Here is a 20,776-nt window from a genome sequence, read left to right as displayed (position 1 = left end):
GCGTGAGTATCAGCGGGAGCTTTGTGTGTCTGCCGCGGCGCCCGACCGTCAAGACGTCCTTACTGCGTTGGACCGCGTCCTAAGCTGGCCTGAAATGGTGCGCTCGCCTCAACTAGGTCGGTTTCTGGATTACATCGTTCGCCGGACCTTGGACGGTGATGAACAGGCGATCAAGGCCTATGCGATCGCCGTCGACGTCTTCGGACGGACCGGGAATTTCGATCCCCAAGCCGATCCAATCGTGCGGGTGCAGGCTCGGCGCTTGCGTAGCCTTTTGGAGCAATATTACGCCACAACCGGGGATGCCGAAGCTGTTCGCATCAGCCTGCCGGTCGGCCGCTATGTTCCAACATTCAGGCGGGTCCAAGCCGAAGCTGACGACGTCCCGAGTGTCGTGGTTCAGCCATCCACGGACCAGCGTGCGCGACCACATGGTGGGATTACCATATCCTGGCTCAGCCTGCTCGCCATCACGGTCGGGGTTGCGGTGGGCGCCTTTGCATTATCCAACTGGCGGCCAGGAGAAGCGCCGCTTGCTCAGGCCGGCATCAGTACAGGACCAAGGATTACGATCGTTGAATTTCAGGATTTGACCGGCGCGTCTGGTCGCAAGCCGGTCGTGGCCGGGTTGGCGTTGGAATTGGTGACCGACCTGAACGCGTTCGAGGACATCGATGCGCGCTATAGCAGCGGCGGTTTGCCGGGTGACACGGCCAACAACCGTAGTGACTTCATGCTCACCGGTATTGTCCGGCGCGCCGAGGATGCCGTTCAATATAGCGCCATCCTGATGGACACAGGTTCTGGCTCGGTGGTGTGGAGCCGGACGATCGCGGTCGATGAAGCCGATGCAATCCTGGCGTCAGAGCTCGATGACCTTTCGCGAACATTCAGCCTGGTGCTTGGGAGCCCGCGCGGTCCACTGCACGCGCCGGCGCGCCGGATGCTGGCTGGCACGACCTCACTCGAGGGTCGCGAAACGGAGTATTTGTGCCATGTCATGTTCGATCTTTATCGAGAGACGCAAACCTTGGACGGCGGTACCCGGGCCGCGGCCTGCTTTGCCGCCTTGCCCGAAACCCAAAGGCAAGCGGCCCTGACACTGGCTGAGTCGGCCAGCCTACTGGCGGATGGCATGGACGGTCCCGGCGGCCCGCCGCTTGTTGCGGTCGACGACCGGCTCCGCGTCGCGGGCGCCAATCTGGAGCGGGCGGCGGCACTCGCGCCGCTTAGCGGCATGGTTTGGGAACAGCGCGCGCGCTGGTTCGAGTTGCAAGGCCAGACCGATGCGGCGGGCGCCGCTTACGCCTCGTCCATTCAGCTCAATCCAGCCAATGCCGACGCATTGGCGGCCTATGCGCGATTGCTGGCATTGCGGGGCAATCTGGCCCAGGCCGAGCCGCTGTCGGACCAGGCGCTGGTCTCGCCCATGCCGCCCTCTTGGTACTACGGTGTGCCGACGTTGGTTGCCCTGCGCGATGGTGACCTGACCAAAGCTACCTCGAACGCCCAGACCTATTCCATTGCCGATCCCGAACTGGGTTCGGTTCTGGCGGTGACGGCGGCCTGGCGCGCCAAGAGCGCCAGGGTGGTCAGCCGTTACCTGCCGCAAGTGTTGGAAATCGCGACATTTCGAGCCTCCGGCCTCCTGCCGCGACTGCGCCAGCGGATCGGCGACGAGGCTTTGCTAAGCCAGATCGGACAAGCGCTCAGTGAGGCTGGCGCGCCCCGCGCGGCACTGGATGGCCCATTTTAGTGCATTGCCGATTGTGAGAACAAATTGATGACGAGCACGCCCGCCAGGATCAGTCCCATGCCGATCAAGGCCGGGGCATCGAGACTTTGCCGGTATACCAGGAATGCGATGATCGAAACCAGCACGATCCCGACACCCGACCAGATCGCGTAGGCGACGCCGACAGGAATGGTCTGAAGGGCCAGGGAGAAAAAATAGAAGGTAATGCCGTAGCCAATGACCACGACGGCAGTCGGCAGTGGTTGGGTAAAGCCCTGCGAAGCACGCAGGAATGAGGTGGCGATGACCTCACCGACGATGGAAATGGTCAAAAACACGGCGCCCATCAAAGTTGTTTCCCGATAAAGATGGTTTCGGCCAGAGCGACGAACGTTCGGCCGCGCTCCTCGAAATTCTTGAATTGATTGTAGGACGGTGCACCGGGCGAGAGGATGACAGTGTCGAAGGACTGCCGCTGCTGGTGTAGCGTGTGCATAGCCTGTCCGAGATCGGGCGCCTCGATAACAACGATCGAAGGCGCTGCCTCGCGGGTGGCCGCAGCCAATCGTGCCCCGGTCACCGGCAGGCATACCAGGATGGTGACGCCATAGCCGGACAGTAGCGTGGCAAGTTCGGCATAGTCCTGCTCGCGCTCGTGACCGCCCGCGATCAGGGCCAATCGCGTGCCCTTGTATGCGGCCAGGGCCGCCTTGGTGGCTTCGGGCGTCGTCGAGATGGAATCATTGACGAAAACGACGTTGCCCAGCCGATGTTCTTCAAGGCGATGGGGCAGGGGAACGAAGGCTGCGATACCGGCGACGATGCCATCCAGCGTAGCGCCGGCTGCCAGGGCGATAGTGGCAGCCAAGCGGGCGTTGTCGAGATTATGGCTGCCCTTGAGGCGGGAGCCGAGGACGGCCTTGTCGATGACCTGCATTTCTTCGCGCGTAAGGTCCCGCAACAGGCGCCGGTGGTCGCGCACGGCGCGGGCCACGAGCGCATTGCCCTTGGCCCCCGCGCCCAAGGCCACGGCAAAGCCGCCGTCGCGATCGATCAGATGCAGCTTGTCGGCGAAATAGCGCTCGACCGAGCCGTGCCAATCCACATGCTCGGGATAAAGATTGGTGATCGCGGCAATGTCGGGCAGGAAGTTCATGTCGGCAGTCTGGTAGCTCGACAGCTCGAGAATTACGGTTCGGTGCTTGGCGGCGATCTCCAGCGGCGCGAGGCCGACATTGCCGGCCAGTCCGGCGTCGATGCCGGACCGGGTCAGCATCAGGCAGGTAAGGGTCGCGGTGGTCGATTTGCCCTTGGTGCCGGTGATGGCGATAACGGTCAGCCCGTCCCGGTAGGCGGCGGCCCAAAGATTGAGATTGGAGGTAACGGGAATACCGGCGTCCTGGGCCAGCGCGAAAATCGGCTTGTACCGCGATACGCCCGGGCTTTTGACGATCACCCCGAAACGGCGTTCTGCGATCGCGGCCTTGAGGTCGTTTGGCGCAATGGTCTGCGCACCCTCGATGTTGGGCTCGCCGGTGTCGACGGTGACGAAGACGGGCAACTCGGGGTGGCGCGCCTTGAGGAAATCACGCGTCGATTTGGCCTCGCGCCCGGAGCCGTAAAGCAGGACGGGCTCCTCAAACCGCATAGGCGGCCACCTTGGCGGCAAGATCGGGGGGAATGTGGTGGTTGCGGCTATCGATCAGGCAATCGGCTAGCGCTGCCTGCAGGGCAGGCTCGCCATACTGCCGAAAAAGGTCCGCCTTGAGGGCCTTGACCACCGCGTCCTGATGCCAGTCGGCGTGGCGGGTGAGCGAATACAGACAGGCGGCGGCTTCGAGGATTTCGCCAACGCACTCCCAGGGTTTTTGCCCGGCCAGGCCCGAGAGTTCGCGGAACGAAGCTTCGTTTTCAAGTTTGTCCAAAAGGTTCTGGCCGAAAATGGACAGCAAGCGATCCTTGTGCATGAAGGGAGCAAAGATCAGGAAAACGAAGTGGCATTTGGGGCATTGGCCGCACCAGAGCGGGCCATCATGGCCAGCCAGGCGGAAATTGCGGTTGCAGCTGGAAAAGACGTGATCGAACTTGGTCTCGCGAGTGAAGAACGAAGCAATACGGGCTTCGGAATAGGGACGCAGCAACGAAAAGTATTGCAAGGCGCCGCCGGTGGCGCCAGCCAGCACGTCAGCGAGCAACCGTTCAAAGTCCAACGACTTGGAATATTGATGATTGGTCTCGCGCCCGTCGAACACGATATTACCTTCGCTCGCCGAGCGCTCGTTCGACAAAACGATGCGATCATAACCGAACAGTACGGCGCAAAGCGCGGCGATCATCGAATTGATGGCCGTGGAGGGCACGTGGCCATTGTAATAGCCCGGCTCCCGGCTCAGCCGGATCATCTCCTGGTCGAGCGTGCGGGTGACATAGAGTGGCTGCGTACCGATCCTATCGACAGAGGTCAGGATCGGACCCTTGGGATTGACGGCGAAGGGGGTAAACGCGATGCCGACATGGCTCAAAAGATCGACGCTGACCAGGGAATCTTTGCCGCCTCCGATCGGCAGCAAGGCGCGATCCGGCAACGCCAAAGCCGGGTTTGTGGTGGTGTCGTGCGGCGCAGAAACGCTGAGGCGGCCAAAGCGGAGGAGGTTGTTGCGGGCATAGAACTCGCCCAGGCCGTTCTCGTACACGTCGATCACAAAGGCACGTTCGGCGTCGGTCAGGGTCAGGTTGGGTGCACAAATTTCAAGTGGCGCCAGCAGTTTAAAATAGCTCACACCCAGGACAATGGCGGTCAGGTCCAGCAACTTGCGGAATGCAGCGGTTTCGGCCGCTGAAGCTGCGGGAGGAGGAAACTGCAAGACTTCAACGAAGTGCTTGTCCTGCAGCCCATAGGCGAAACGGGCAGTGCCGGTCTCGGCATCGAATTGAGGCCGCTCGATCAGGAATTGTGCGTTCAAGCCGGGTTACTGCCTTGATTGGACGGGCGCGCCGAGGCGGCGCCCCCTCTATATAGGTATTCCGCGGGCAATGGGAGGGCGCGGTGGGTCAGGAAATGCGCATCTGCATCCGCATGACGATGTCGTTGCCGAGCCTTTGAAAGCCGAACTCGCGCATGGTGCAGGTCCAGTCCTTGCCGGACCGTTCGATGCGGAACAGGTTGTAGCGGGCGGGGTCATCCAGCGTACCGCCCTTGGCGGCGCTGGCGGCGGCTACGCCGACCACCGGCACTTCATGGTTCAGTCCAGGCACGGAATGGATCGAGGAGCGATGGGTGTGGCCGTGCAGGATCAATTCGGCACCGTGCTCGGCGATGACCTTGCGGAACAGCTTGTGGCCCTTGAGCCCGAATGATGGATGCTGCAGTTCGGCATTGGGCGGATGGTGGATCAGCACGACGCGAAACATGCTGGCTTCGCCCAGGGCCGTCAGCATGCGCGCCAGGCGCTCGGCTTGATCCTGCTCGAAACGGCCAACGGCCAGAAATGGCCGGGTCGGCACCGCGCTGGAGCAGGACACCACGGCCAGATCGCCAAGGCGCCGCACAAATGGGAAATCAGCGCCCTCCAGCTTTTCGCCCCGCATATAGGGGCCCCAAAGCCGCTGCGCGGTTTCCAGGGCACCCTGCACATAGGCATCGTGATTACCGGGAGCCACGCAGATGGTGTCGCTGCTGCCCAATGCCTTGAGCCATTCGCCGGCGCGGGCGATTTCCGGGTCCAGCGCCAGATTGGTCAGATCGCCCGTGACGGCAATAAAATCAGGAGATTGGTGCTGCATATGCGCGACGAGGCTGCCCAGAGTCTCGCTGTTGAGCGCATCGTGCCGCCGCATTTTCCAGTTGAGGTAACCGGTGAGCCGTTTGCCCAACAGATCGCGGAACGCGACAGCTGGCAAGGGGGACAAGTGGATGTCGGAAATGTGGGCAAGGGTAATCATCAGGGGCGTAATGCCAGAAGCCCGGGCGCAAGAAAATGGGCAATTCGCCATCGTACCAATTTTGCGGGCATCAAACCTCTGCTACCGGTGGGACAAAGCGGGAGCCGACAATGCGAATGAATGGCTGGCAGAAGCTGCGGGCGGCAGCATTCCTCAACATCAAGGGCTTCAGCCAACGCATGACCCTGGGCGCGCGGGTCATGCTGATCGACGGCAATAAAATTCTCTTGATCAAGCACACTTATGTGCCGGGCTGGCAGTTTCCGGGTGGCGGGGTCGGACCGGGCGAGACGGTAGAAGCGGCGGCGCGACGCGAAGTGCTGGAGGAAAGCGGCTATGCCCTGACCGGGGCGGTGGACTTGTTCGGCATCTATCACAATCGCATCGCCACCAATCGCGACCATGTGGCCTTCTATGTTGGGCGACAGTTCGAGCAGAAGGTAAAATTCCGCCCCAACTTCGAGATTGCAGAGGTGTCATGGTTCGACAAGGCGGCTCTACCGGACGATGTCACCCCGGCTACATCCCAGCGCGTGGACGAAGTTTTCGATGGTACGCCACTCCGGGATGTCTGGGGCTACTAGAACCAATATTCAGGTCAGGAACGGCAGTTCCGGCCCAACGGGGATGATACGGCTCGGGTTGATGGTAATGTGGCTCCAGTAATAATGCGTGCGGATATGGTCGAGATCGACCGTGCCTTTGATGCCGGGCACTTCGTAGAGCGCCTTGAGATAGTGCGAGATATTCTCGTAGTCGGCGATCCGGCGCCGATTGCATTTGAAGTGGCCGACATAGACCGCGTCGAATCGGACCAGAGTGGTGAAGAGCCGCCAGTCTGCTTCGGTTATGCTGTCTCCGGTCAGGTAGGCGGTTTCGCCCAGCAGTTCCTCGACCCAGTCCAGGCTTTGAAACAGCGTGCCGACAGCCTCATCGTAAGCGGACTGGCTGGTAGCAAAGCCGGCTTTATAGACGCCGTTATTGATGTCGTCATAGATGCGGGCATTGATGGGATCGATGGTCCCGCGCAGGTCCTGGGGATAATAATCGTCGGTGTTTCCGGTCAATTCGTTGAAGGCCGAATTGAACATGCGGATGATTTCGGAGCTTTCGTTGCTGACGATGGTATTGCGCTGCTTGTCCCAAAGCACCGGCACGGTCACTCGGCCGGTGTAGTGTGGATCGGCCTGGGCATAGATTTGCCAGAGCGCGTCCTTGCCGAACAGCGCGTCGCCGGTGGAGCCTTCATCCGTGTTGAAGGTCCAGCCGGTTTCGTCTGGCATTTTCGGCGACACGACCGATACGGAAATCAAAGGTTCCAGGTTCTTGAGCTTGCGGAAGATCAAGGTGCGGTGGGCCCAGGGGCAGGCCAGCGAGACATAGAGGTGATAGCGGCCGGCTTCGGCAGGAAAGCCGCCTTCGCCGGACGGGCCGGCGCTACCGTCACCAGTTATCCAGTTGCGGTAGCCCGACTGGCTGCGCACGAATTTGCCGCCGGTCTTTTTCGTGTCGTACCACTGGGTCGACCAGTTTCCGTCGATCAACTGTCCCATAATCGTGCATCTTTCGGGTTGCGGGCCGGCGCGCGTCTGGACAACCCGACCGCATGGTTGGCGTTGTCTCACCGATAAAGCTGTTCAGGCTCGTTGATAATGTCACTCCAGGGTAACGCAGTGTTGTCAGTATGGCGCATGGGCAATAGGGGAGGACAAAAACTTTTGCCGATGCGGACGTTTTTGTTTACGTGGGGTCACCATGGTGCTAATGCGGAAATCAGGCGTGGAGGCGCCCAGGATGGTAAAGGTTTTGCTGGTGACACGACGACCCTGATGGGTCCTTGAACGGCGCTCTAGGAGCTGCCGATTTGTCCTTTGCATCCTTATCCTGGATCAGTCCCATGAGCTTCGTTCCCCTGCCTTCGGCTGTGGCCCTCCCCGTCCCTGCCGTCGGCCTGTTGAGTGTTCGCCTCTCCACGGCGGCCGACGACGCATTCATCGATGAATTGCAGGCCATTGCCTTTGGCCCCGGCCGGTTTGCCCGCACGGCTTTTCGGGTGCGTGAACGGTTTCCGATCGATACCAGCCTGAGCCTGATCGCCGAAGTCGACGGCGAGCCTTGCGGGTCAGTCTGGATGACGCCAATCAGCATCAGCGGGCTTAACGGCTATTTGCTGGGCCCGCTGGCGACGCATCCCAATTTCCGCAAGCGGGGCGCCGGCAAGCTTCTGGCTAGGGAAGTTACGCGGCTGGCCCTGGCGCGCGGGGAAGGCCAGTTCGTATTGCTGGTCGGTGACCAGGACTATTATTGCCCCCTGGGGTGGGAGATCACCACGCCTGGTGCCATCCAGTTCCCGGGCCCGGTCGATGTGACCCGCGTCTTGCTGTATGCTGAGGACAAGACCCTGGCGACGTCACTGCACGGGACGATTGCCGCTTTCAAACAGAGTTGAACGGCAAAAGAACACGTTCGCTTGCCCGACAGACGCAAAAAGGATGCAGGGCGCGCGATCCTGCCCTAGGCTGCGCGCTTGAGAACGCCATTTGGGTGCGCCGTGTCCTTTAACGACGCTGTTATTGCTCGCATTGCCTCGCGCCTGCTCCGCAAGCCGCCGCTGCCCGTCGAGGCTAGCAGGCTCGTGCCCGATTGGACGCCTGCCAAACCGTTCGAGCGCCTGCCGGTTCCGGCGGCGGTGCTGATCGCGCTGGTCGAGCGGCCCGAGGGCCATACCGTGCTCTACACCGAACGATCGCCCGACCTGCGCTCGCATTCGGGGCAGGTGGCCTTTCCGGGCGGCAAGATCGATCCGGACGATCGCGATGCCGGGGAGGCGGCACTGCGCGAAGCCAATGAGGAAGTGGGCCTGCAGCGGGCAGATGCCCGCATAATGGGGTTCATGCCGAGCTATTTCACCGGCAGCAATTACCTGATCACGCCCGTGGTCGCACTGGTGGTGACGGCACGGCCGTTCGTGCCCAATCCCGGCGAGGTCCACTCGATTTTCGAGGTGCCGCTGGCGCGTATCCTGGATGCGCAGAGTTACGGCCAGTTTCGCATCCACCGCGGTAATCACGAGCATCGTACGTGGCAGATCGATCATGACGGCCACACCATCTGGGGCATCACGGCCAATCTGACGCGGCAGTTCTGCGACCTGGCCATGGCCGAGGACGCGGCATGAGTGCGCTTGCCTCGGCCGAAGCCCGGCTGCGAGATGCCGAATGGTTCAAGCGGACCGAGACGCAGGCGATCTTTTCGATCCTCGATGGCACGTCGGGGCGGACGCGAGCCGTGGGTGGCGTGGTTCGCGATACCTTACTCGATCGGCATCGCGATAATCCCGACGTGGATTTTGCCACGGAGTTGCTGCCTGACGCGGTGGTGCGGCGCGCCGGTGCCGCCGGCATTGCCGCCTATCCGACGGGCATCGAGCACGGCACGGTCACGCTGCGGCTGGGCGACACGGTGGCCGAGGTGACGACGCTGCGCCGTGATATCGTCACCGACGGACGCCATGCGCAGGTGGCGTTCGGCACCGACTGGCTCGAGGATGCGCAACGGCGCGATTTTACCCTCAATGCGCTGTACGCCAGTGCGTCGGGCGCGCTGTTCGATCCGCTTGAGGGGCTGGACGATTGCCTGGCCGGCCGGGTTCGATTCATCGGCGACCCGGCGCGGCGGATTGCCGAAGATGGGTTGCGGGTTTTCCGGTTCTTCCGGTTTTCTGCCAGTCACGGGAGGGAGATTTTCGATCCGGCCGGGTTGGCGGCGTGCGCGCAGGCGGTGGATAGGCTTGCTCACCTGTCGGCGGAGCGGGTGGGCGCCGAGATGGTGCGCATGCTGTCGCTGCCCCAGATCGCCAGCACCCTGCGCGCCATGACGCGGATCGGGCTCGAAGCGATGGACGAAGACCTGTTGATGGCCCTCAAGAGCTATGAACGGCAGGCGGGCCGACCGTGGTTTGAAGGGCGGCTTGCGCTGGTGCTCACGCGCCAGTCTGCCGACGCCGTCAGGCAGCGGTGGCGCCTGGCCAATGCCGATATCGATGCGGCCCTATCGGTCCTCAAAGCCAGCGCGCTGCTGCGCGCCTTTTCCGTCAACGAGGCGGTTTACCGGTTCGGTGCTTTGATGCCGGTGGCGGTCGATATCGCTGCCGTGGAAGCCGGATGGGGTGAGGCGGGCAAATCGGCGGTGCAGGAACAGATCGATGCCGTCAGCCCGCCACGCTTTCCTATCGGCGGCAATGACCTGATCGAATTCGGCATGCGACCGGGGCCCGATATCGGCCTGGTCCTGCAGCGGTTGGAATGTCGGTGGATCGAGAGTGGGTTCACCCTCGATCGACAAGACCTGCTGGATCTCGCGGGCGCCTGATTAGGGCCTGGCAGGCGCGTCGGTATCGACGATGCGCTGCTTGATGCGCTCAATCATGTCGGGCCGAATTTCCGTTTCGCCATGCAAGTTACGCAGATTTTCGACGGCGCGACGCACCACTTCGGCTTCGTTGTCTGCCTCGGTATGCCAGGTCGACCCGGGGATCAACGTACCGGATTCAAAGCGTTTCATTGCGTCCTCCTTGGGTTGCGACAGCAAAACGCTGCTTGTCGGAGAGAGTTCCGTCAGTCGTCGGTGAACAGGCCGAGGTGGTTGAGGCCTTCGAGCCAGGTGCCCTCGTCGGTGCGTACAACTTCGCGGGCGATGACGCCGCTTTCTGCGGCTATGGCGTCCGCCAGCTCGCGAGCATGGGTAACAACCCAGATTTGCGTGCGCTCGGCGGCTTTGACAATAATGCGCGCCAGCACGGCAAGCAGATCGGGGTGCAAACTGGCTTCAGGTTCGTTCAGCGCGATGAACGGCGGCAGGCGATAGGACAGCAGCGCGCCCATCAAAGCCAGAAATTGCAGCGTCCCGTCGGAGAGTTCATGAGCGGCAAAGGCGCGCTTTGGCATTTCGGGAAACTGCATTGCAAAACTGGCATTGTCGCCTGGTGGTGGCACTACAAGTTCAGCGCCCGGAAAAGCGTCGGCTATGGCACGATCCAGGTCGACAGTTTCCTGGCGAATATGGCGGAGCGTTGCAAAGACTGCGCCAAGATTACTGCCGTTCGACGCCAGTAACGGGGAGGTTATGGCGTGCGACGGCCGGCGGAGCGGGGAGTCAGCATCGGTGCGAAAGCCGTGATAGAAGCGCCAATTGGCCAGAGTATCGCGCAGAATGCCAAGCTCCGACCGGCCGCTGCGCAAATTTGCGAGGGCCGTCTCGCTGGCAAGAAGCCCGTCATCGACCAATTCCCGCTGGCCACCGCCGTTGCGCGCCCAGACTGCGTTCGCCTTGCGCTCCATCAAGACGACAGGCTTGCCGCGCGCCGAGATCGTGACCGCTTCGGCCTTGATCTGGGCTTCCAAGGCAAAGGCGGCGCTCGCCTCCCTGGGCGGAAAGCCCAGTTCAATGCGGTAGGTGGGGCTGAATTCGGTATCGCCAACGCCTTCGAAGCTGGCTTCCAATTGCAGGCGGTGTGCCTCTCCCCGCCAATAACCGTCTGTGCGGTAGCGCTCGTCGAAGGAGCCATCGGCGGAGAGGTTTTTGCCCCCGGCCCAGAAGATCGAGCCGAGGCCGCCGTCGCGGGCGATTTCATCGGCCAAGCTGCCGCGTGCCGCGGCTTGAAGCAGTTCGAGCGAACGATAAAGATTGGTCTTGCCGACGCCATTGCCGCCCACCAGTACGGTCAGCCGGCGCAGCGGAAACCTGATCTTGCGGACGGAACGGAAGCCGATGATTTCGACCGAAGACAAACTCATGGTTCAGGGCCAGCGCACTTGGGGCGGCAGGGAGGAGAGGATGGAATTGACGTTTCCGCCGGTCTTGAGGCCGAAGGTGGTACCCCGGTCGTAGAGCAGATTGAATTCGACGTAGCGGCCGCGGCGGACCAGTTGTTCGTGCCGGTCGGCCTCGCTCCAGGGGGTTTCGAAGTTGCGGCGGACGATTTTCGGATAGATCGAGAGGAAGGCTTCGCCAACGGCCTTGGTGAAGTCGAAGTCGGACGCCCAATCGCCTGAATTGTGATGATCATAGAAAATGCCGCCGGTGCCGCGCGGCTCGTTGCGGTGTGGCAGGAAAAAGTATTGGTCGCACCAGTCCTTGTAGTGCTGGTAGTCGACGCCGGGGCGGTCGACGCAAGCCCGACGCAAAGCGGCATGAAAATCCATGGTATCGGGATCGTCCTGGGTGCGGCGCCGGTCCAGCACCGGGGTCAGGTCGGCGCCGCCACCGAACCATTGCTTGCCGGTGACGATCATGCGCGTGTTCATGTGCACCGCCGGAACGTGCGGGTTCCAGGGATGCACGATTACCGAAATGCCAGAACTCCAAAATTGTGCACCGGCTTCGGTGCCCGGCATCTGCCGGGCAAATTCGGCGGAGAACTCGCCGTGAACGGTCGAGATGTGAACGCCGGTTTTTTCGAAGACGCGGCCATGGAGCATCGACATTTCGCCGCCACCGCCGCCGTCGCGCTCCCAAGGCGTGCGCAGGAAGGCGCCGGGGGCCAGATCGGCATTGGGTCCCTGCACGGTGGCCTCGATGGCTTCGAAGGCCCGGCAAAGCCGGTCGCGCAGGGCGCGGAACCAGTTCTGGGCAGCGTGTTTTTTCCCGTCGATATCGGGGGGCAGAGTCATGTCAGTTTCGCAAATCCGTCGGTCTGGCGCTTGGCTTCGCCTACAATCAAGGTGGCTGCAAGCGCCACGTTGATCGAGCGCAGGCCGGACCGCATGGGAATGCGCACCCGCATGTCGCAGATTTCGGCTACCGCCTCCGGAACGCCGGCGCTTTCGCGGCCGACCAGCAAGATATCGTCGGCGCGGTAATCGGCCGCATAGGCGGACTGCGTGGCCTTGGTGGTGAGCAGGACCAGCCGGCGGCCGGTGGCATGGCGCCACGCGTCGAAGGCGGCAAAGCCGGTATGCTCGACCACGCTGGCCTGATCCAGGTAATCGAGTCCGGCGCGGCGCAGCGACTTGGCGGAAAACACGAAGCCGGTGGGATGGATGATGTGAATGGCGACGCCGAGGCAGGCGCCGAGACGGATCAGCGTGCCGGTGTTGTGGGCAATATCGGGCTGGTAAAGGGCGAGATCGACCGGCATCGGCACTGCTTCCGGGTGAGGCGCAGGCGCGGCGAAACCGGCTCCGACGCGCTTGCTGCAAGGGAAAATGGGTATAGTGTCGCACTTGTCTCATGTCACTGCCGGGCGCTCTGGACAAGTGCCTGTGACAGTGCAAAAAGACCCTTAGTGACGTGGCCGCTTGAGGGCGGATGGCGATTGATTCCGCGTATGTTCATGCGGGTCTGCTGGCTGCCGGCGCGTCTCATGGGTATTGGACGGGGATCGTAACCTTGGCTACGCAAGCAGAACATCACGGGACGCGGCGCGACTTCATCTTTATCGCCACCGGGGCAGTGGGTGGCGTCGGGGTGGCTGCTGCGGTCTGGCCGTTGATCAATCAGCTCAATCCGGATGCTTCGACGCTGGCCCTGGCCTCTATCGAATTTGATCTGTCGGGCATCGAGGAAGGCCAGGGTGTCACCATTTTGTGGCGCGGCCTGCCGGTCTTCGTGCGGCACCGCACGGCCAAGGAAATCGAGGACGCCAAGGCAACGCCGCTGAGCGATCTCAAGGACCCCGAGACTGACGAGCAGCGGACCAAGGAAGGCCATGAGCAGTGGCTGATCATGATCGCGAACTGCACTCATCTGGGCTGCGTGCCGGTGGGCGAATCGGGGGAGTACAATGGTTGGTTCTGCCCCTGCCATGGCTCGGTCTACGATACGGCGGGCCGTATCCGCAAAGGGCCGGCGCCCAAGAATCTGGTGCTGCCGCCTTATGATTTTATCAGCGATACTCTGGTCCAGATCGGTTAAGGGGCATAGATGTCAGAACATTCGACTTACACGCCCGGAACCGGCATCGAGAAGTGGCTCGATGAGCGGTTGCCGATCATCAGGTTCTCCAAAGAACACCTGATGGACTTTCCGACGCCCAAGAACCTTAACTACTGGTGGACGTTCGGCGCGATCCTGGCGATCATGCTGGTGGTGCAGATCGTTACCGGCATTATCCTGGCGATGCATTATACGCCTAATGTCGACATGGCATTCGACTCGGTCGAGCACATCAAGCGCGACGTCAACGGCGGCCGCATCATCCAGGCGGTCCACTCGGTGGGCGCCTCGATGTTCTTTGCCGCGGTGTATATCCATATTTTCCGGGGTCTTTATTTCGGCTCCTACAAAGCGCCGCGCGAGATCCTGTGGATCCTGGGCGTGCTGATCTTCGTGCTGATGATGGCGACGGCATTCATGGGCTATGTGCTGCCCTGGGGGCAGATGAGCTTTTGGGCCGCAACCGTGATCACCAATATCTTCGGCGCCATCCCCGTGGTCGGCACGCCGATCCTGGAACTGTTGCGCGGTGGTTTTTCGGTGGGCAATCCAACGCTGAACCGCTTCTTCTCGCTGCATTACCTGCTGCCATTCGTGATCGCCGCAGTGGTTGTGCTGCATATCTGGGCGCTGCATGTGCCGGGCAATAACAACCCGATCGGCGTCGATGTGAAATCGAGCCGCGATACGGTTCCCTTCCATCCATATTACACGATGAAGGACCTATTCGGCATCGTGCTGTTCGCCATTCCCTTTGCCTGGTTCGTGTTTTTCGCGCCCGACATCCTGGGGCATCCCGACAATTATGTGATGGCCAATAGCCAGGTCACGCCGGCCCATATCGTGCCCGAATGGTATTTCCTGCCGTTCTACGCGATTCTGCGCGCTATCGATTTCAACATCCTGTTCATCAACTCCCAGCTTGGCGGCGTGATCTTTTTCGGTGGCTCCATCGTCATCCTGTTTTTCGTGCCGTGGCTGGACCGGTCCAAGGTTCGTTCGGGCACGTTCCGGCCGATGTTCAAATGGTTCTACTGGCTGTTCTTGATCAACTTCATCGCGCTGACCTATCTCGGCGCGGCGCCGGCAGAGGGCATCTACGTGGTGCTCGCCAAGGTGTGTACGGCATACTATTTCATTCACTTCCTCATCATCCTGCCGCTTCTCTCTCGCATCGAGACGCCCCGGCCGCTGCCGACCAGCATCTCCGAGAGCGTTCTGGGCGCAGCACACTCGTGATGGGCGGAGTTCAAGGGATGTTCAAGACCAAGACTATCGTGGCTGCCGTCGCGCTCGTCGTTGCATTCGCCATGCCCGGGCTGGCCCAGGAAGGGCACGACACGCCGCCAATCGTCAAGCAGAGCTGGAGCTTTGGCGGCCTGTTCGGCACCTATGACCAGAACCAGTTGCAGCGCGGCTTCCAGGTGTTTCGGGAAGTCTGCTCGAACTGTCACAGCGCCCGGCTGATCGCGTTCCGGACCCTGGCCGAGGAGGGTGGGCCGCGCTTTTCCGAGGACCAGGTCAAGGCGCTGGCCGCCGAATACGATATCGCCGACCCGACCGCCGAAGGCGGTACGCGCAAGGGCGTGCCTGCCGACCGCTGGCCGTCGCCTTTCGCCTCCGAGCAGGAAGCACGTGATGCGAACGGGGGCGCGGTGCCGCCGGACTTTTCTGTGCTGGCCAAGGCGCGCGGCGTAACCGACGCATTTCCCTGGTGGATCGCCAATTACTTCACCGGCTATTCCGAAGGTGGGCCGGACTATATCCACGCCTTGTTGAACGGCTATCACGAAGAGGCTCCTGAAGGGTTCGAACTGCCCGAGGGCAAGTATTACAACGACTATTACCCGGGCCACTCGATCGGCATGGCACCGCCGCTGCAGGACGGTCTCGTGGCCTACGAGCCGGGTGAAAACGGCGAGACGGTGCCGTTGACGATCGATCAATATTCCAAGGACGTCGCCTCCTACATGATGTGGCTGGCCGAACCGGGCCTGGTATCGCGCAAGGAAACCGGCTTTGTGGTGTTGTTGTTCCTGGTGCTGTTCGCGGGGCTGCTCTATGCCACCAAGCGGCGGATCTGGCAGGGGATCGAGCACTAGCACTGTCGGCTCCAGCCCAATGCGTGAAACATTCGAAGGGCCCCTTGCGGGCCCTTTGTCGTGATCACGCGGCTTGCAACCCCTTGCCATTGTCGCGCAACACCGCAATATGGGCGCCTAGCAAATCACCGAGCGCCGGGGAGCAGCCATGTCAGCCATTCGCATCGCCGTTACCGTGGTCAGCGCGGCGATCACGGCCAGCCGGCATCCGGTGGTTCGCGCCGGCGTCAATGCGGTGGTCAACAATCCGCAAGCACGCGAAACCGCCATCACCGCCACCCGCAACGCGGCTTATGGCGCAGGCGTCATTGCGCGCCACCTGATCGGCCGCCGCATCCGCTAGGTTTTTTCATCACAGGCTTTCCATGGCGCTCGACCCTTCCACGCTCGACTTGAAATCGCTTGTGCGCACGATACCGGACTATCCCAAGAAGGGGATATTATTCCGCGACATCACCACGCTGATCGAGCATCCGCAGGGCTTCAAGGAGAGCATCGAGCGCATCGCGGCGGCGCATCGCGGTCTGGGCGTGACCCATGTTGCGGGGATCGAGGCAAGGGGCTTTATCTTTGGGGCCGGCGTGGCGATCGCCATGGGCGTCGGCTTCGTGCCGATCCGCAAGAAGGGCAAGCTGCCCGGCGAAACCATCGGGCAGAACTACGCGCTGGAATATGGCGTCGACACGATCGAAATCCATGCCGACGTGCTGGGTGAGGGCGATGTCGTGCTGCTGGTCGATGATTTGATCGCGACGGGCGGTACGGCGATTGCCGCAGTCGGACTGTTGCGGCGCACTGGGGCCTCGGTCAGTCACGCTGCCTTCGTGATCGACCTGCCAGACCTCGGCGGCGCGGAAAAGCTGCGGGCGCAGAGCGTGGCGATCGATTCGCTGATTGCGTTCGGGGGGCATTAGGGGACCGCGTGACATGCTCTTGGGAGAGGGGCTATCGCATGTGGCTTCTGGCGCGATCCGGCCAGTGAGGCTGGACGGCTCCCGCCGTGACAGGGGGAGGCTGGGTGGGGGCTCGAGAGCCCGGATATCGGGGCTAGCCCACCCCCACCTTGATCCTCCCCCTGAAGGGGGAGGCGTCGACTGTGATATTTCGCCAAAGCTGCCTAGGGAAAGATTAGGTGTGGTCTGCACATCCGAGACCTTACCAACTGTTCCGCCCGTCCATCTGCTCGACGGTCACGCTGGACCAGTCGAAATCGTCGATCAGGCGGAGGTTGACGGCGAAAATCTGTTTGGTGGGGATGGCGCTGGGATTGCCGGGGTCCTTGGGCGTGCCGTCATTGTTGTAAAGCGAGGCCCAGTCGAGGGAAACGCCCCAGGTATGCATGCCGCAATTGGCACAGAAGTGGTGTTCGTTGCCATTGCCGCTGGCGGAATAGAATTTACCTTCGGCGTCCGACAGCATGGTCAGCTCGCCCGGCTGGTAATAACCCCAGACCGCGCCGGTGCGGCTGCAAAAGGTGCAATTGCATTCTCCAGCCCGGACGGGAGCATGGGGCAGCTCGATCTTGGTGGCGCCGCAATGGCAGGTGGCGGTCAGGGTCATGGCAGGTCTCCTCATTGATGCCGGCAGGATGCCATCGCGTGCTGACACGATACGTCAGCAGAACCCTGACGAGCATAAGTCGGACCGGGTAGTCAATTCAATGGGCGAGGCAGAGCATGACGATGGCGTCGGCAGTCTCGAGTTGCAAGGCGACGCCGGCGTCCGGATCGGGAATGATGCGGCCGGCCTCGATGCCGCGAACCGCCTTGAGCGGACCGTCGGTGAAGCCGACGCCGTCTTCATAGGGGGTCAGGGTGCCGGTGCCCGAGGCGGTGTCGCCGAAGGTGGCCGAGGCGAAGCCGTAAACATCGCCATAGATGGTCAGGATGCCGGCGCGATTGGCGGTATCGTCGCGGCAGCCCCAATTGCCGGTATAGCTTTGGGCGGCGGCGGGCGTGGCCAGCAGGACGACAGCGGTAGCGGTAAGGGCGATTCGGCGCATGGGGGAAGAATGCCGGGGGCGGGGCGCGCTTTCAAGGGGCGAAGGGGTTTGCATGGGTGCGATGGCGCTCACAGTCCCGTATCGCCGCGCAAGGCGAGGAAGCTGGCGAAGCTGGCGCGATAGACCAGCTCGCCGCGCTGGTTGGTGGCGGTCATCTCGTTGGTGAGCAGGCCCCATCCGGGCAGCGAATTGGACGCGCGCTTGCCGGTCGTGGTCAGCACGTAGGTCAAGGTATCGCCGGGTCGCACCGGAGCGGTGAAGGCGATGCTGTCGCCGCCGGGAGAGGGCCCGCCAATGCCGGGCTCCTGGCCCAGAGCGCGCAGGCGCTCGGCTTCGGCGAACAGGGCATCGACCATCTTGCGCTGGCCGACCATGGCGGTATGGGCGCCAGAGGCGACGAGGCCGCCGAAGGGGCCACTTTGGGCAGCTTCGGGATCGACGTGAAAATATTGCGGATCGTAAATCTTGGCATAGGTGACGATCGCGTCCTGGGTGAAGGTGTGTTCGCCCAAAGGAAAGACTTCGCCTTCGTTGACGTCTTCGAACCAGCGGGTCATTGGCCGGCTCCCTCGTGATCGGAGGCGCGGTCATAGGGCATTTCGGGCATCGGGACGACATCGGGGTGCCGCACGGCGACGAGATTGGCCAGGTGCATGGTCATCACGCTTTGCCCATGCTGGTTGCGGATATCGAGGTCGATGGTGACGATGCCGCTGGCCGGCCGCGAGCGGCTGCGGCGCAGGGCGGAAATGGTGGCGGTGCCGGCAATGGTGTCGTCGGCCATGACGGGGCGCCGCCATTTGAGATCGGTGAAGCCCAGGCCGCCTTCGGAGGCGATGGTGTTGAGAAAACCGGCGCTGAGACGGGCCAGGGCGAGACCCAGGGTTTGCCAGCCGCTGGACGCGAGGCCCTTGAGCAAGGAGGCCTTGGCGGCGGCGTCGTCGAGGTGAAAGGGCAGCGGATCGAACTCGCGGGCGAAGTCGAAGATCATCTGCCGGGTGACGGTGGTGGGGGCAAGGGTGATGACTTCGCCTACGGCAAGGTCTTCGTAATGGCGGCGATGGGCGGTGATCGGATTGGGCATGGGATTTACCTATACGTCAATCGGATATGACACGCGGCGCGGGGTGGATCAAGCCAGTCGGCGGCGATGGGTGACATGCGCGATGCCAGGCAAAGAACTAAAGCCCAGTCGTTCGTAGAAGCCGAAAGCGTCGGGCGGGGCGTTGGTATTGAGGTATTCGAAATGGGTGGCGGCGTCGGCGCAGATGGTTTCGATCAGCAGCCGGCCGAGGCCAAGCCGGCGCGCTTGCGGGGTGACATAGAGATGGCGCACCCGGCCAGCACCGGGGGTTGCATCATAGGGATCGATATTGCGGCCGCACATGCCCAGCAGTGTGCCATGCGCGATGGCGCCGAGGACAAGTTCGCCAGGGCGGTCAAAGCGGTTGGCGCCGGAGCGCCAGTTTTGCTCGAAGCGGGCCAGCATGCGGTGGCCTTCGGCGAGGCTTTGGGCGAGCAGGGTGGGGAACGTGGGGGTGTCGGGGGTGAGGGGGATGATAGTGATTTCGGACATGCTGCGCACACTAAGAAGTGGATCGCGCTCGCGGCACGCCTGGGCCATTCGAGCGTAGCTCTTATGGTCTTAGCGCCTAAAATCGCTCCACCGGAGCGATTTTCCGGCCGCAGGCCGGCGGCGCTAAGTATTAAACTTGAACAGCATGACGTCGCCGTCCTTGACGATATATTCCTTGCCTTCGTCGCGGGCCTTGCCGGCTTCCTTGGCGGGGACTTCGCCGCCCAGGGTGACATAGTCGTCATAGGCTATGGTCTGGGCGCGGATGAAGCCGCGTTCGAAATCGGAATGGATGACGCCGGCGGCGGCGGGGGCCTTGTCACCCTTGTGGATGGTCCAGGCGCGGGTTTCCTTGGGGCCGACGGTGAAGTAGGTCTGCAGGCCCAGCAGCGCATAGGCCTCGCGGATCAGCCGGTTGAGGCCGGCTTCGTGCAGGCCCAGGGATTCCAGATATTCGGCCTGGTCGGCATCGGGAAGCTGGGCCAGCTGGCTCTCGATTTCGGCCGAGATGATGACGACGCCGGCATCGTTTTTGTGGGCGTAGTCCTCGACCAGCTTGCTCATGGCGTTGCCGGCTTCGGCCGAGCCTTCATCGACATTGCAGACGTAAAGGGCGGGCTTGGAGGTGAGGAGCTGGAGTTCCTGGAAGGCTTTTTCTTCCTCGGGCAGGCGCTGGACGAAACGAGCGGAGCGGCCTTCGCGCAGCAGGATCAGGGCTTTTTCGACCAGCTCGAGCGTGAGCCTGGCTTCCTTGTCGCCCTGCTGGGCCTTTTTCTCGAGACCCTTGTAGCGCTTTTCGAGGGATTCCAGATCGGCCAGCATCAGCTCGGTCTCGACCACTTCGGCATCGGCGAGCGGGTCGACCTTGTTGGCGACGTGGATGATGTTGCCGTCCTCAAAGCAGCGCAGCACATAGGCGATGGCGTCGCATTCGCGAATATTGGCGAGGAACTGGTTGCCGAGGCCCTCGCCCTGGGAGGCGCCCTTCACGAGGCCGGCAATATCGACAAAGCTCATGCGGGCGGGCAGGATCTGGGCGGATTTGCCGATGGCGGCCAGCTTGTCGAGGCGGTGGTCGGGCACCGAAACTTCCCCGATATTGGGCTCGATGGTGCAGAACGGAAAATTGGCGGCTTGCGCCGCGGCCGTGCGCGTCAGGGCGTTGAAAAGGGTCGACTTGCCGACATTCGGCAGGCCGACAATGCCCATCTTGAAAGCCATGGGAAACTCCGGATTGTGTTGGCCTCCACATGGTTGGAATGGCGCGATAAGTCAATGCGCCGGGCATGCGGAAGCGCCGCCTGCGCTGCGGTTGCCGACAGTGAGCGGATCCCGAGACGGCTTTCGCCTCTGGTAGATTAGATAGTGAGACGATCGCCGCCTCGGAATGCCGGTTTTTGGAGCAGTTCCGGTTGCTCGCGCGCCGTGATCGCTCGCCACGGTGCGGCCGGTCCTCGAACCTGCGCGGCGGCGAAGCCACGCCC

The 20,776-nt window shown here is 62.2% G+C and carries 25 protein-coding genes; 10 read left to right on the top strand and 15 right to left on the bottom strand.

Annotation, left to right across the window (positions count from 1 at the left end):
- Nucleotides 1-148 precede the first annotated feature (148 nt).
- A complete protein-coding gene (locus ACFE8X_RS11385) occupies nucleotides 149-1,756 on the top strand; it encodes a hypothetical protein (protein WP_375451589.1) in 1,608 nt (535 codons plus the stop codon).
- On the opposite strand, the gene ACFE8X_RS11380 is transcribed toward ACFE8X_RS11385, so the two are convergent.
- From ACFE8X_RS11380 to ACFE8X_RS11365, 4 genes are all read right to left on the bottom strand, one after another.
- On the bottom strand, nucleotides 1,753-2,085 hold the full coding sequence (locus tag ACFE8X_RS11380; RefSeq protein ID WP_375451588.1) for a DMT family transporter: 333 nt from the start codon (nucleotides 2,083-2,085) through the stop codon (nucleotides 1,753-1,755). The two genes, ACFE8X_RS11385 and ACFE8X_RS11380, sit on opposite strands and share 4 nt — an antisense overlap.
- Nucleotides 2,082-3,383, bottom strand: a complete 1,302-nt coding sequence (gene murD / locus ACFE8X_RS11375) for a UDP-N-acetylmuramoyl-L-alanine--D-glutamate ligase (protein WP_375451587.1) — start codon at nucleotides 3,381-3,383, stop codon at nucleotides 2,082-2,084. The genes ACFE8X_RS11380 and murD overlap by 4 nt, the downstream gene beginning before the upstream one ends.
- Nucleotides 3,373-4,698, bottom strand: a complete 1,326-nt coding sequence (locus ACFE8X_RS11370) for a hypothetical protein (RefSeq protein ID WP_375451586.1) — start codon at nucleotides 4,696-4,698, stop codon at nucleotides 3,373-3,375. Before ACFE8X_RS11370 ends, murD begins: the two co-directional genes overlap by 11 nt.
- A gap of 88 nt (nucleotides 4,699-4,786) precedes the next feature.
- Nucleotides 4,787-5,677 (bottom strand): metallophosphoesterase family protein, encoded by an 891-nt coding sequence (locus ACFE8X_RS11365; protein ID WP_375451585.1) that lies wholly within the window; start codon nucleotides 5,675-5,677, stop codon nucleotides 4,787-4,789.
- 116 nt (nucleotides 5,678-5,793) lie between these two features.
- Here ACFE8X_RS11365 and ACFE8X_RS11360 point away from each other — a divergent pair, with 116 nt between their 5' ends.
- The gene (locus ACFE8X_RS11360) at nucleotides 5,794-6,261 is read left to right on the top strand and encodes an NUDIX domain-containing protein (RefSeq protein ID WP_375451584.1); all 468 of its coding nucleotides are present in this window, start codon (nucleotides 5,794-5,796) and stop codon (nucleotides 6,259-6,261) included.
- Nucleotides 6,262-6,270: 9 nt separating this feature from the next.
- Here ACFE8X_RS11360 and ACFE8X_RS11355 read toward each other — a convergent pair whose 3' ends face one another.
- Entirely contained in the window at nucleotides 6,271-7,230 is a 960-nt protein-coding gene (locus ACFE8X_RS11355) for a glutathione S-transferase family protein (RefSeq protein WP_375451583.1), read from the bottom strand.
- 344 nt (nucleotides 7,231-7,574) lie between these two features.
- On the opposite strand from ACFE8X_RS11355, the gene ACFE8X_RS11350 reads away from it, so the two are divergent.
- From ACFE8X_RS11350 to ACFE8X_RS11340, 3 genes are all read left to right on the top strand, one after another.
- Nucleotides 7,575-8,126, top strand: coding sequence for a GNAT family N-acetyltransferase (locus tag ACFE8X_RS11350; protein WP_375451582.1), 552 nt, complete (start codon nucleotides 7,575-7,577; stop codon nucleotides 8,124-8,126).
- 102 nt (nucleotides 8,127-8,228) lie between these two features.
- Nucleotides 8,229-8,855, top strand: coding sequence for a CoA pyrophosphatase (locus tag ACFE8X_RS11345; protein ID WP_375451581.1), 627 nt, complete (start codon nucleotides 8,229-8,231; stop codon nucleotides 8,853-8,855).
- Entirely contained in the window at nucleotides 8,852-10,048 is a 1,197-nt protein-coding gene (locus tag ACFE8X_RS11340) for a CCA tRNA nucleotidyltransferase (protein ID WP_375451580.1), read from the top strand. Before ACFE8X_RS11345 ends, ACFE8X_RS11340 begins: the two co-directional genes overlap by 4 nt.
- Here ACFE8X_RS11340 and ACFE8X_RS11335 read toward each other — a convergent pair whose 3' ends face one another.
- Genes ACFE8X_RS11335 through ACFE8X_RS11320 form a run of 4 tightly spaced genes read right to left on the bottom strand, consistent with a single transcriptional unit; the run spans nucleotide 10,049 to nucleotide 12,815 of the window.
- Complete coding sequence (locus ACFE8X_RS11335) at nucleotides 10,049-10,240, bottom strand: DUF1059 domain-containing protein (protein ID WP_375451579.1); 192 nt, start codon at nucleotides 10,238-10,240, stop codon at nucleotides 10,049-10,051.
- Between the two features lie 53 nt (nucleotides 10,241-10,293).
- Entirely contained in the window at nucleotides 10,294-11,472 is a 1,179-nt protein-coding gene (locus ACFE8X_RS11330) for an AAA family ATPase (RefSeq protein WP_375451578.1), read from the bottom strand.
- Nucleotides 11,473-11,475: 3 nt separating this feature from the next.
- A complete protein-coding gene (gene hemF / locus ACFE8X_RS11325; RefSeq protein ID WP_375451577.1) occupies nucleotides 11,476-12,348 on the bottom strand; it encodes an oxygen-dependent coproporphyrinogen oxidase in 873 nt (290 codons plus the stop codon).
- Complete coding sequence (locus tag ACFE8X_RS11320) at nucleotides 12,345-12,815, bottom strand: tRNA (cytidine(34)-2'-O)-methyltransferase (protein ID WP_375451576.1); 471 nt, start codon at nucleotides 12,813-12,815, stop codon at nucleotides 12,345-12,347. Before ACFE8X_RS11320 ends, hemF begins: the two co-directional genes overlap by 4 nt.
- A 251-nt stretch (nucleotides 12,816-13,066) precedes the next feature.
- Between ACFE8X_RS11320 and petA the strand changes: the two genes are divergently transcribed.
- From petA to ACFE8X_RS11295, 5 genes are all read left to right on the top strand, one after another.
- Nucleotides 13,067-13,591 carry a ubiquinol-cytochrome c reductase iron-sulfur subunit gene (gene petA, locus ACFE8X_RS11315; RefSeq protein WP_375451575.1) on the top strand — a complete coding sequence of 175 codons (525 nt, stop codon included), beginning with the start codon at nucleotides 13,067-13,069 and terminating at the stop codon, nucleotides 13,589-13,591.
- A gap of 9 nt (nucleotides 13,592-13,600) precedes the next feature.
- The gene (locus ACFE8X_RS11310; RefSeq protein WP_375451574.1) at nucleotides 13,601-14,851 is read left to right on the top strand and encodes a cytochrome bc complex cytochrome b subunit; all 1,251 of its coding nucleotides are present in this window, start codon (nucleotides 13,601-13,603) and stop codon (nucleotides 14,849-14,851) included.
- Nucleotides 14,852-14,868: 17 nt separating this feature from the next.
- Nucleotides 14,869-15,714 carry a cytochrome c1 gene (locus ACFE8X_RS11305; protein ID WP_375451573.1) on the top strand — a complete coding sequence of 282 codons (846 nt, stop codon included), beginning with the start codon at nucleotides 14,869-14,871 and terminating at the stop codon, nucleotides 15,712-15,714.
- 148 nt (nucleotides 15,715-15,862) lie between these two features.
- A complete protein-coding gene (locus ACFE8X_RS11300) occupies nucleotides 15,863-16,057 on the top strand; it encodes a hypothetical protein (protein ID WP_375451572.1) in 195 nt (64 codons plus the stop codon).
- 22 nt (nucleotides 16,058-16,079) lie between these two features.
- Entirely contained in the window at nucleotides 16,080-16,628 is a 549-nt protein-coding gene (locus ACFE8X_RS11295) for an adenine phosphoribosyltransferase (protein WP_375451571.1), read from the top strand.
- 241 nt (nucleotides 16,629-16,869) lie between these two features.
- Here ACFE8X_RS11295 and ACFE8X_RS11290 read toward each other — a convergent pair whose 3' ends face one another.
- The 6 genes from ACFE8X_RS11290 to ychF form a co-directional block, all read right to left on the bottom strand.
- On the bottom strand, nucleotides 16,870-17,274 hold the full coding sequence (locus ACFE8X_RS11290; protein ID WP_375451570.1) for a GFA family protein: 405 nt from the start codon (nucleotides 17,272-17,274) through the stop codon (nucleotides 16,870-16,872).
- Between the two features lie 97 nt (nucleotides 17,275-17,371).
- A complete protein-coding gene (locus ACFE8X_RS11285) occupies nucleotides 17,372-17,716 on the bottom strand; it encodes a hypothetical protein (RefSeq protein ID WP_375451569.1) in 345 nt (114 codons plus the stop codon).
- A gap of 68 nt (nucleotides 17,717-17,784) precedes the next feature.
- Nucleotides 17,785-18,273 (bottom strand): MaoC/PaaZ C-terminal domain-containing protein, encoded by a 489-nt coding sequence (locus tag ACFE8X_RS11280; protein ID WP_375451568.1) that lies wholly within the window; start codon nucleotides 18,271-18,273, stop codon nucleotides 17,785-17,787.
- The gene (locus ACFE8X_RS11275) at nucleotides 18,270-18,800 is read right to left on the bottom strand and encodes a MaoC/PaaZ C-terminal domain-containing protein (protein ID WP_375451567.1); all 531 of its coding nucleotides are present in this window, start codon (nucleotides 18,798-18,800) and stop codon (nucleotides 18,270-18,272) included. Before ACFE8X_RS11275 ends, ACFE8X_RS11280 begins: the two co-directional genes overlap by 4 nt.
- Before the next feature lie 48 nt (nucleotides 18,801-18,848).
- Nucleotides 18,849-19,292 carry a GNAT family N-acetyltransferase gene (locus tag ACFE8X_RS11270; protein ID WP_375451566.1) on the bottom strand — a complete coding sequence of 148 codons (444 nt, stop codon included), beginning with the start codon at nucleotides 19,290-19,292 and terminating at the stop codon, nucleotides 18,849-18,851.
- A gap of 123 nt (nucleotides 19,293-19,415) precedes the next feature.
- Nucleotides 19,416-20,513 (bottom strand): redox-regulated ATPase YchF, encoded by a 1,098-nt coding sequence (gene ychF / locus ACFE8X_RS11265; RefSeq protein ID WP_375451565.1) that lies wholly within the window; start codon nucleotides 20,511-20,513, stop codon nucleotides 19,416-19,418.
- Between the last annotated feature and the right edge of the window lie 263 nt (nucleotides 20,514-20,776).

Source organism: uncultured Devosia sp. (genome assembly GCF_964244875.1).
Lineage (GTDB): Bacteria > Pseudomonadota > Alphaproteobacteria > Rhizobiales > Devosiaceae > Devosia.
This window is presented reverse-complemented; position numbering and strand designations above follow the sequence as displayed.

Bases quoted from the DNA above. Each gene is read 5' to 3' on its own strand.
- murD (WP_375451587.1), bottom strand. From the start codon at position 3,383: ATGCGGTTTGAGGAGCCCGTCCTGCTTTACGGCTCCGGGCGCGAGGCC.
- ACFE8X_RS11365 (WP_375451585.1), bottom strand. From the start codon at position 5,677: ATGATTACCCTTGCCCACATTTCCGACATCCACTTGTCCCCCTTGCCA.
- ACFE8X_RS11360 (WP_375451584.1), top strand. From the start codon at position 5,794: ATGAATGGCTGGCAGAAGCTGCGGGCGGCAGCATTCCTCAACATCAAG.
- ACFE8X_RS11355 (WP_375451583.1), bottom strand. From the start codon at position 7,230: ATGGGACAGTTGATCGACGGAAACTGGTCGACCCAGTGGTACGACACG.
- ACFE8X_RS11350 (WP_375451582.1), top strand. From the start codon at position 7,575: ATGAGCTTCGTTCCCCTGCCTTCGGCTGTGGCCCTCCCCGTCCCTGCC.
- ACFE8X_RS11340 (WP_375451580.1), top strand. From the start codon at position 8,852: ATGAGTGCGCTTGCCTCGGCCGAAGCCCGGCTGCGAGATGCCGAATGG.
- ACFE8X_RS11335 (WP_375451579.1), bottom strand. From the start codon at position 10,240: ATGAAACGCTTTGAATCCGGTACGTTGATCCCCGGGTCGACCTGGCAT.
- ACFE8X_RS11330 (WP_375451578.1), bottom strand. From the start codon at position 11,472: ATGAGTTTGTCTTCGGTCGAAATCATCGGCTTCCGTTCCGTCCGCAAG.
- hemF (WP_375451577.1), bottom strand. From the start codon at position 12,348: ATGACTCTGCCCCCCGATATCGACGGGAAAAAACACGCTGCCCAGAAC.
- ACFE8X_RS11320 (WP_375451576.1), bottom strand. From the start codon at position 12,815: ATGCCGGTCGATCTCGCCCTTTACCAGCCCGATATTGCCCACAACACC.
- ACFE8X_RS11310 (WP_375451574.1), top strand. From the start codon at position 13,601: ATGTCAGAACATTCGACTTACACGCCCGGAACCGGCATCGAGAAGTGG.
- ACFE8X_RS11305 (WP_375451573.1), top strand. From the start codon at position 14,869: ATGTTCAAGACCAAGACTATCGTGGCTGCCGTCGCGCTCGTCGTTGCA.
- ACFE8X_RS11300 (WP_375451572.1), top strand. From the start codon at position 15,863: ATGTCAGCCATTCGCATCGCCGTTACCGTGGTCAGCGCGGCGATCACG.
- ACFE8X_RS11295 (WP_375451571.1), top strand. From the start codon at position 16,080: ATGGCGCTCGACCCTTCCACGCTCGACTTGAAATCGCTTGTGCGCACG.
- ACFE8X_RS11290 (WP_375451570.1), bottom strand. From the start codon at position 17,274: ATGACCCTGACCGCCACCTGCCATTGCGGCGCCACCAAGATCGAGCTG.
- ACFE8X_RS11285 (WP_375451569.1), bottom strand. From the start codon at position 17,716: ATGCGCCGAATCGCCCTTACCGCTACCGCTGTCGTCCTGCTGGCCACG.
- ACFE8X_RS11280 (WP_375451568.1), bottom strand. From the start codon at position 18,273: ATGACCCGCTGGTTCGAAGACGTCAACGAAGGCGAAGTCTTTCCTTTG.
- ACFE8X_RS11275 (WP_375451567.1), bottom strand. From the start codon at position 18,800: ATGCCCAATCCGATCACCGCCCATCGCCGCCATTACGAAGACCTTGCC.
- ACFE8X_RS11270 (WP_375451566.1), bottom strand. From the start codon at position 19,292: ATGTCCGAAATCACTATCATCCCCCTCACCCCCGACACCCCCACGTTC.
- ychF (WP_375451565.1), bottom strand. From the start codon at position 20,513: ATGGCTTTCAAGATGGGCATTGTCGGCCTGCCGAATGTCGGCAAGTCG.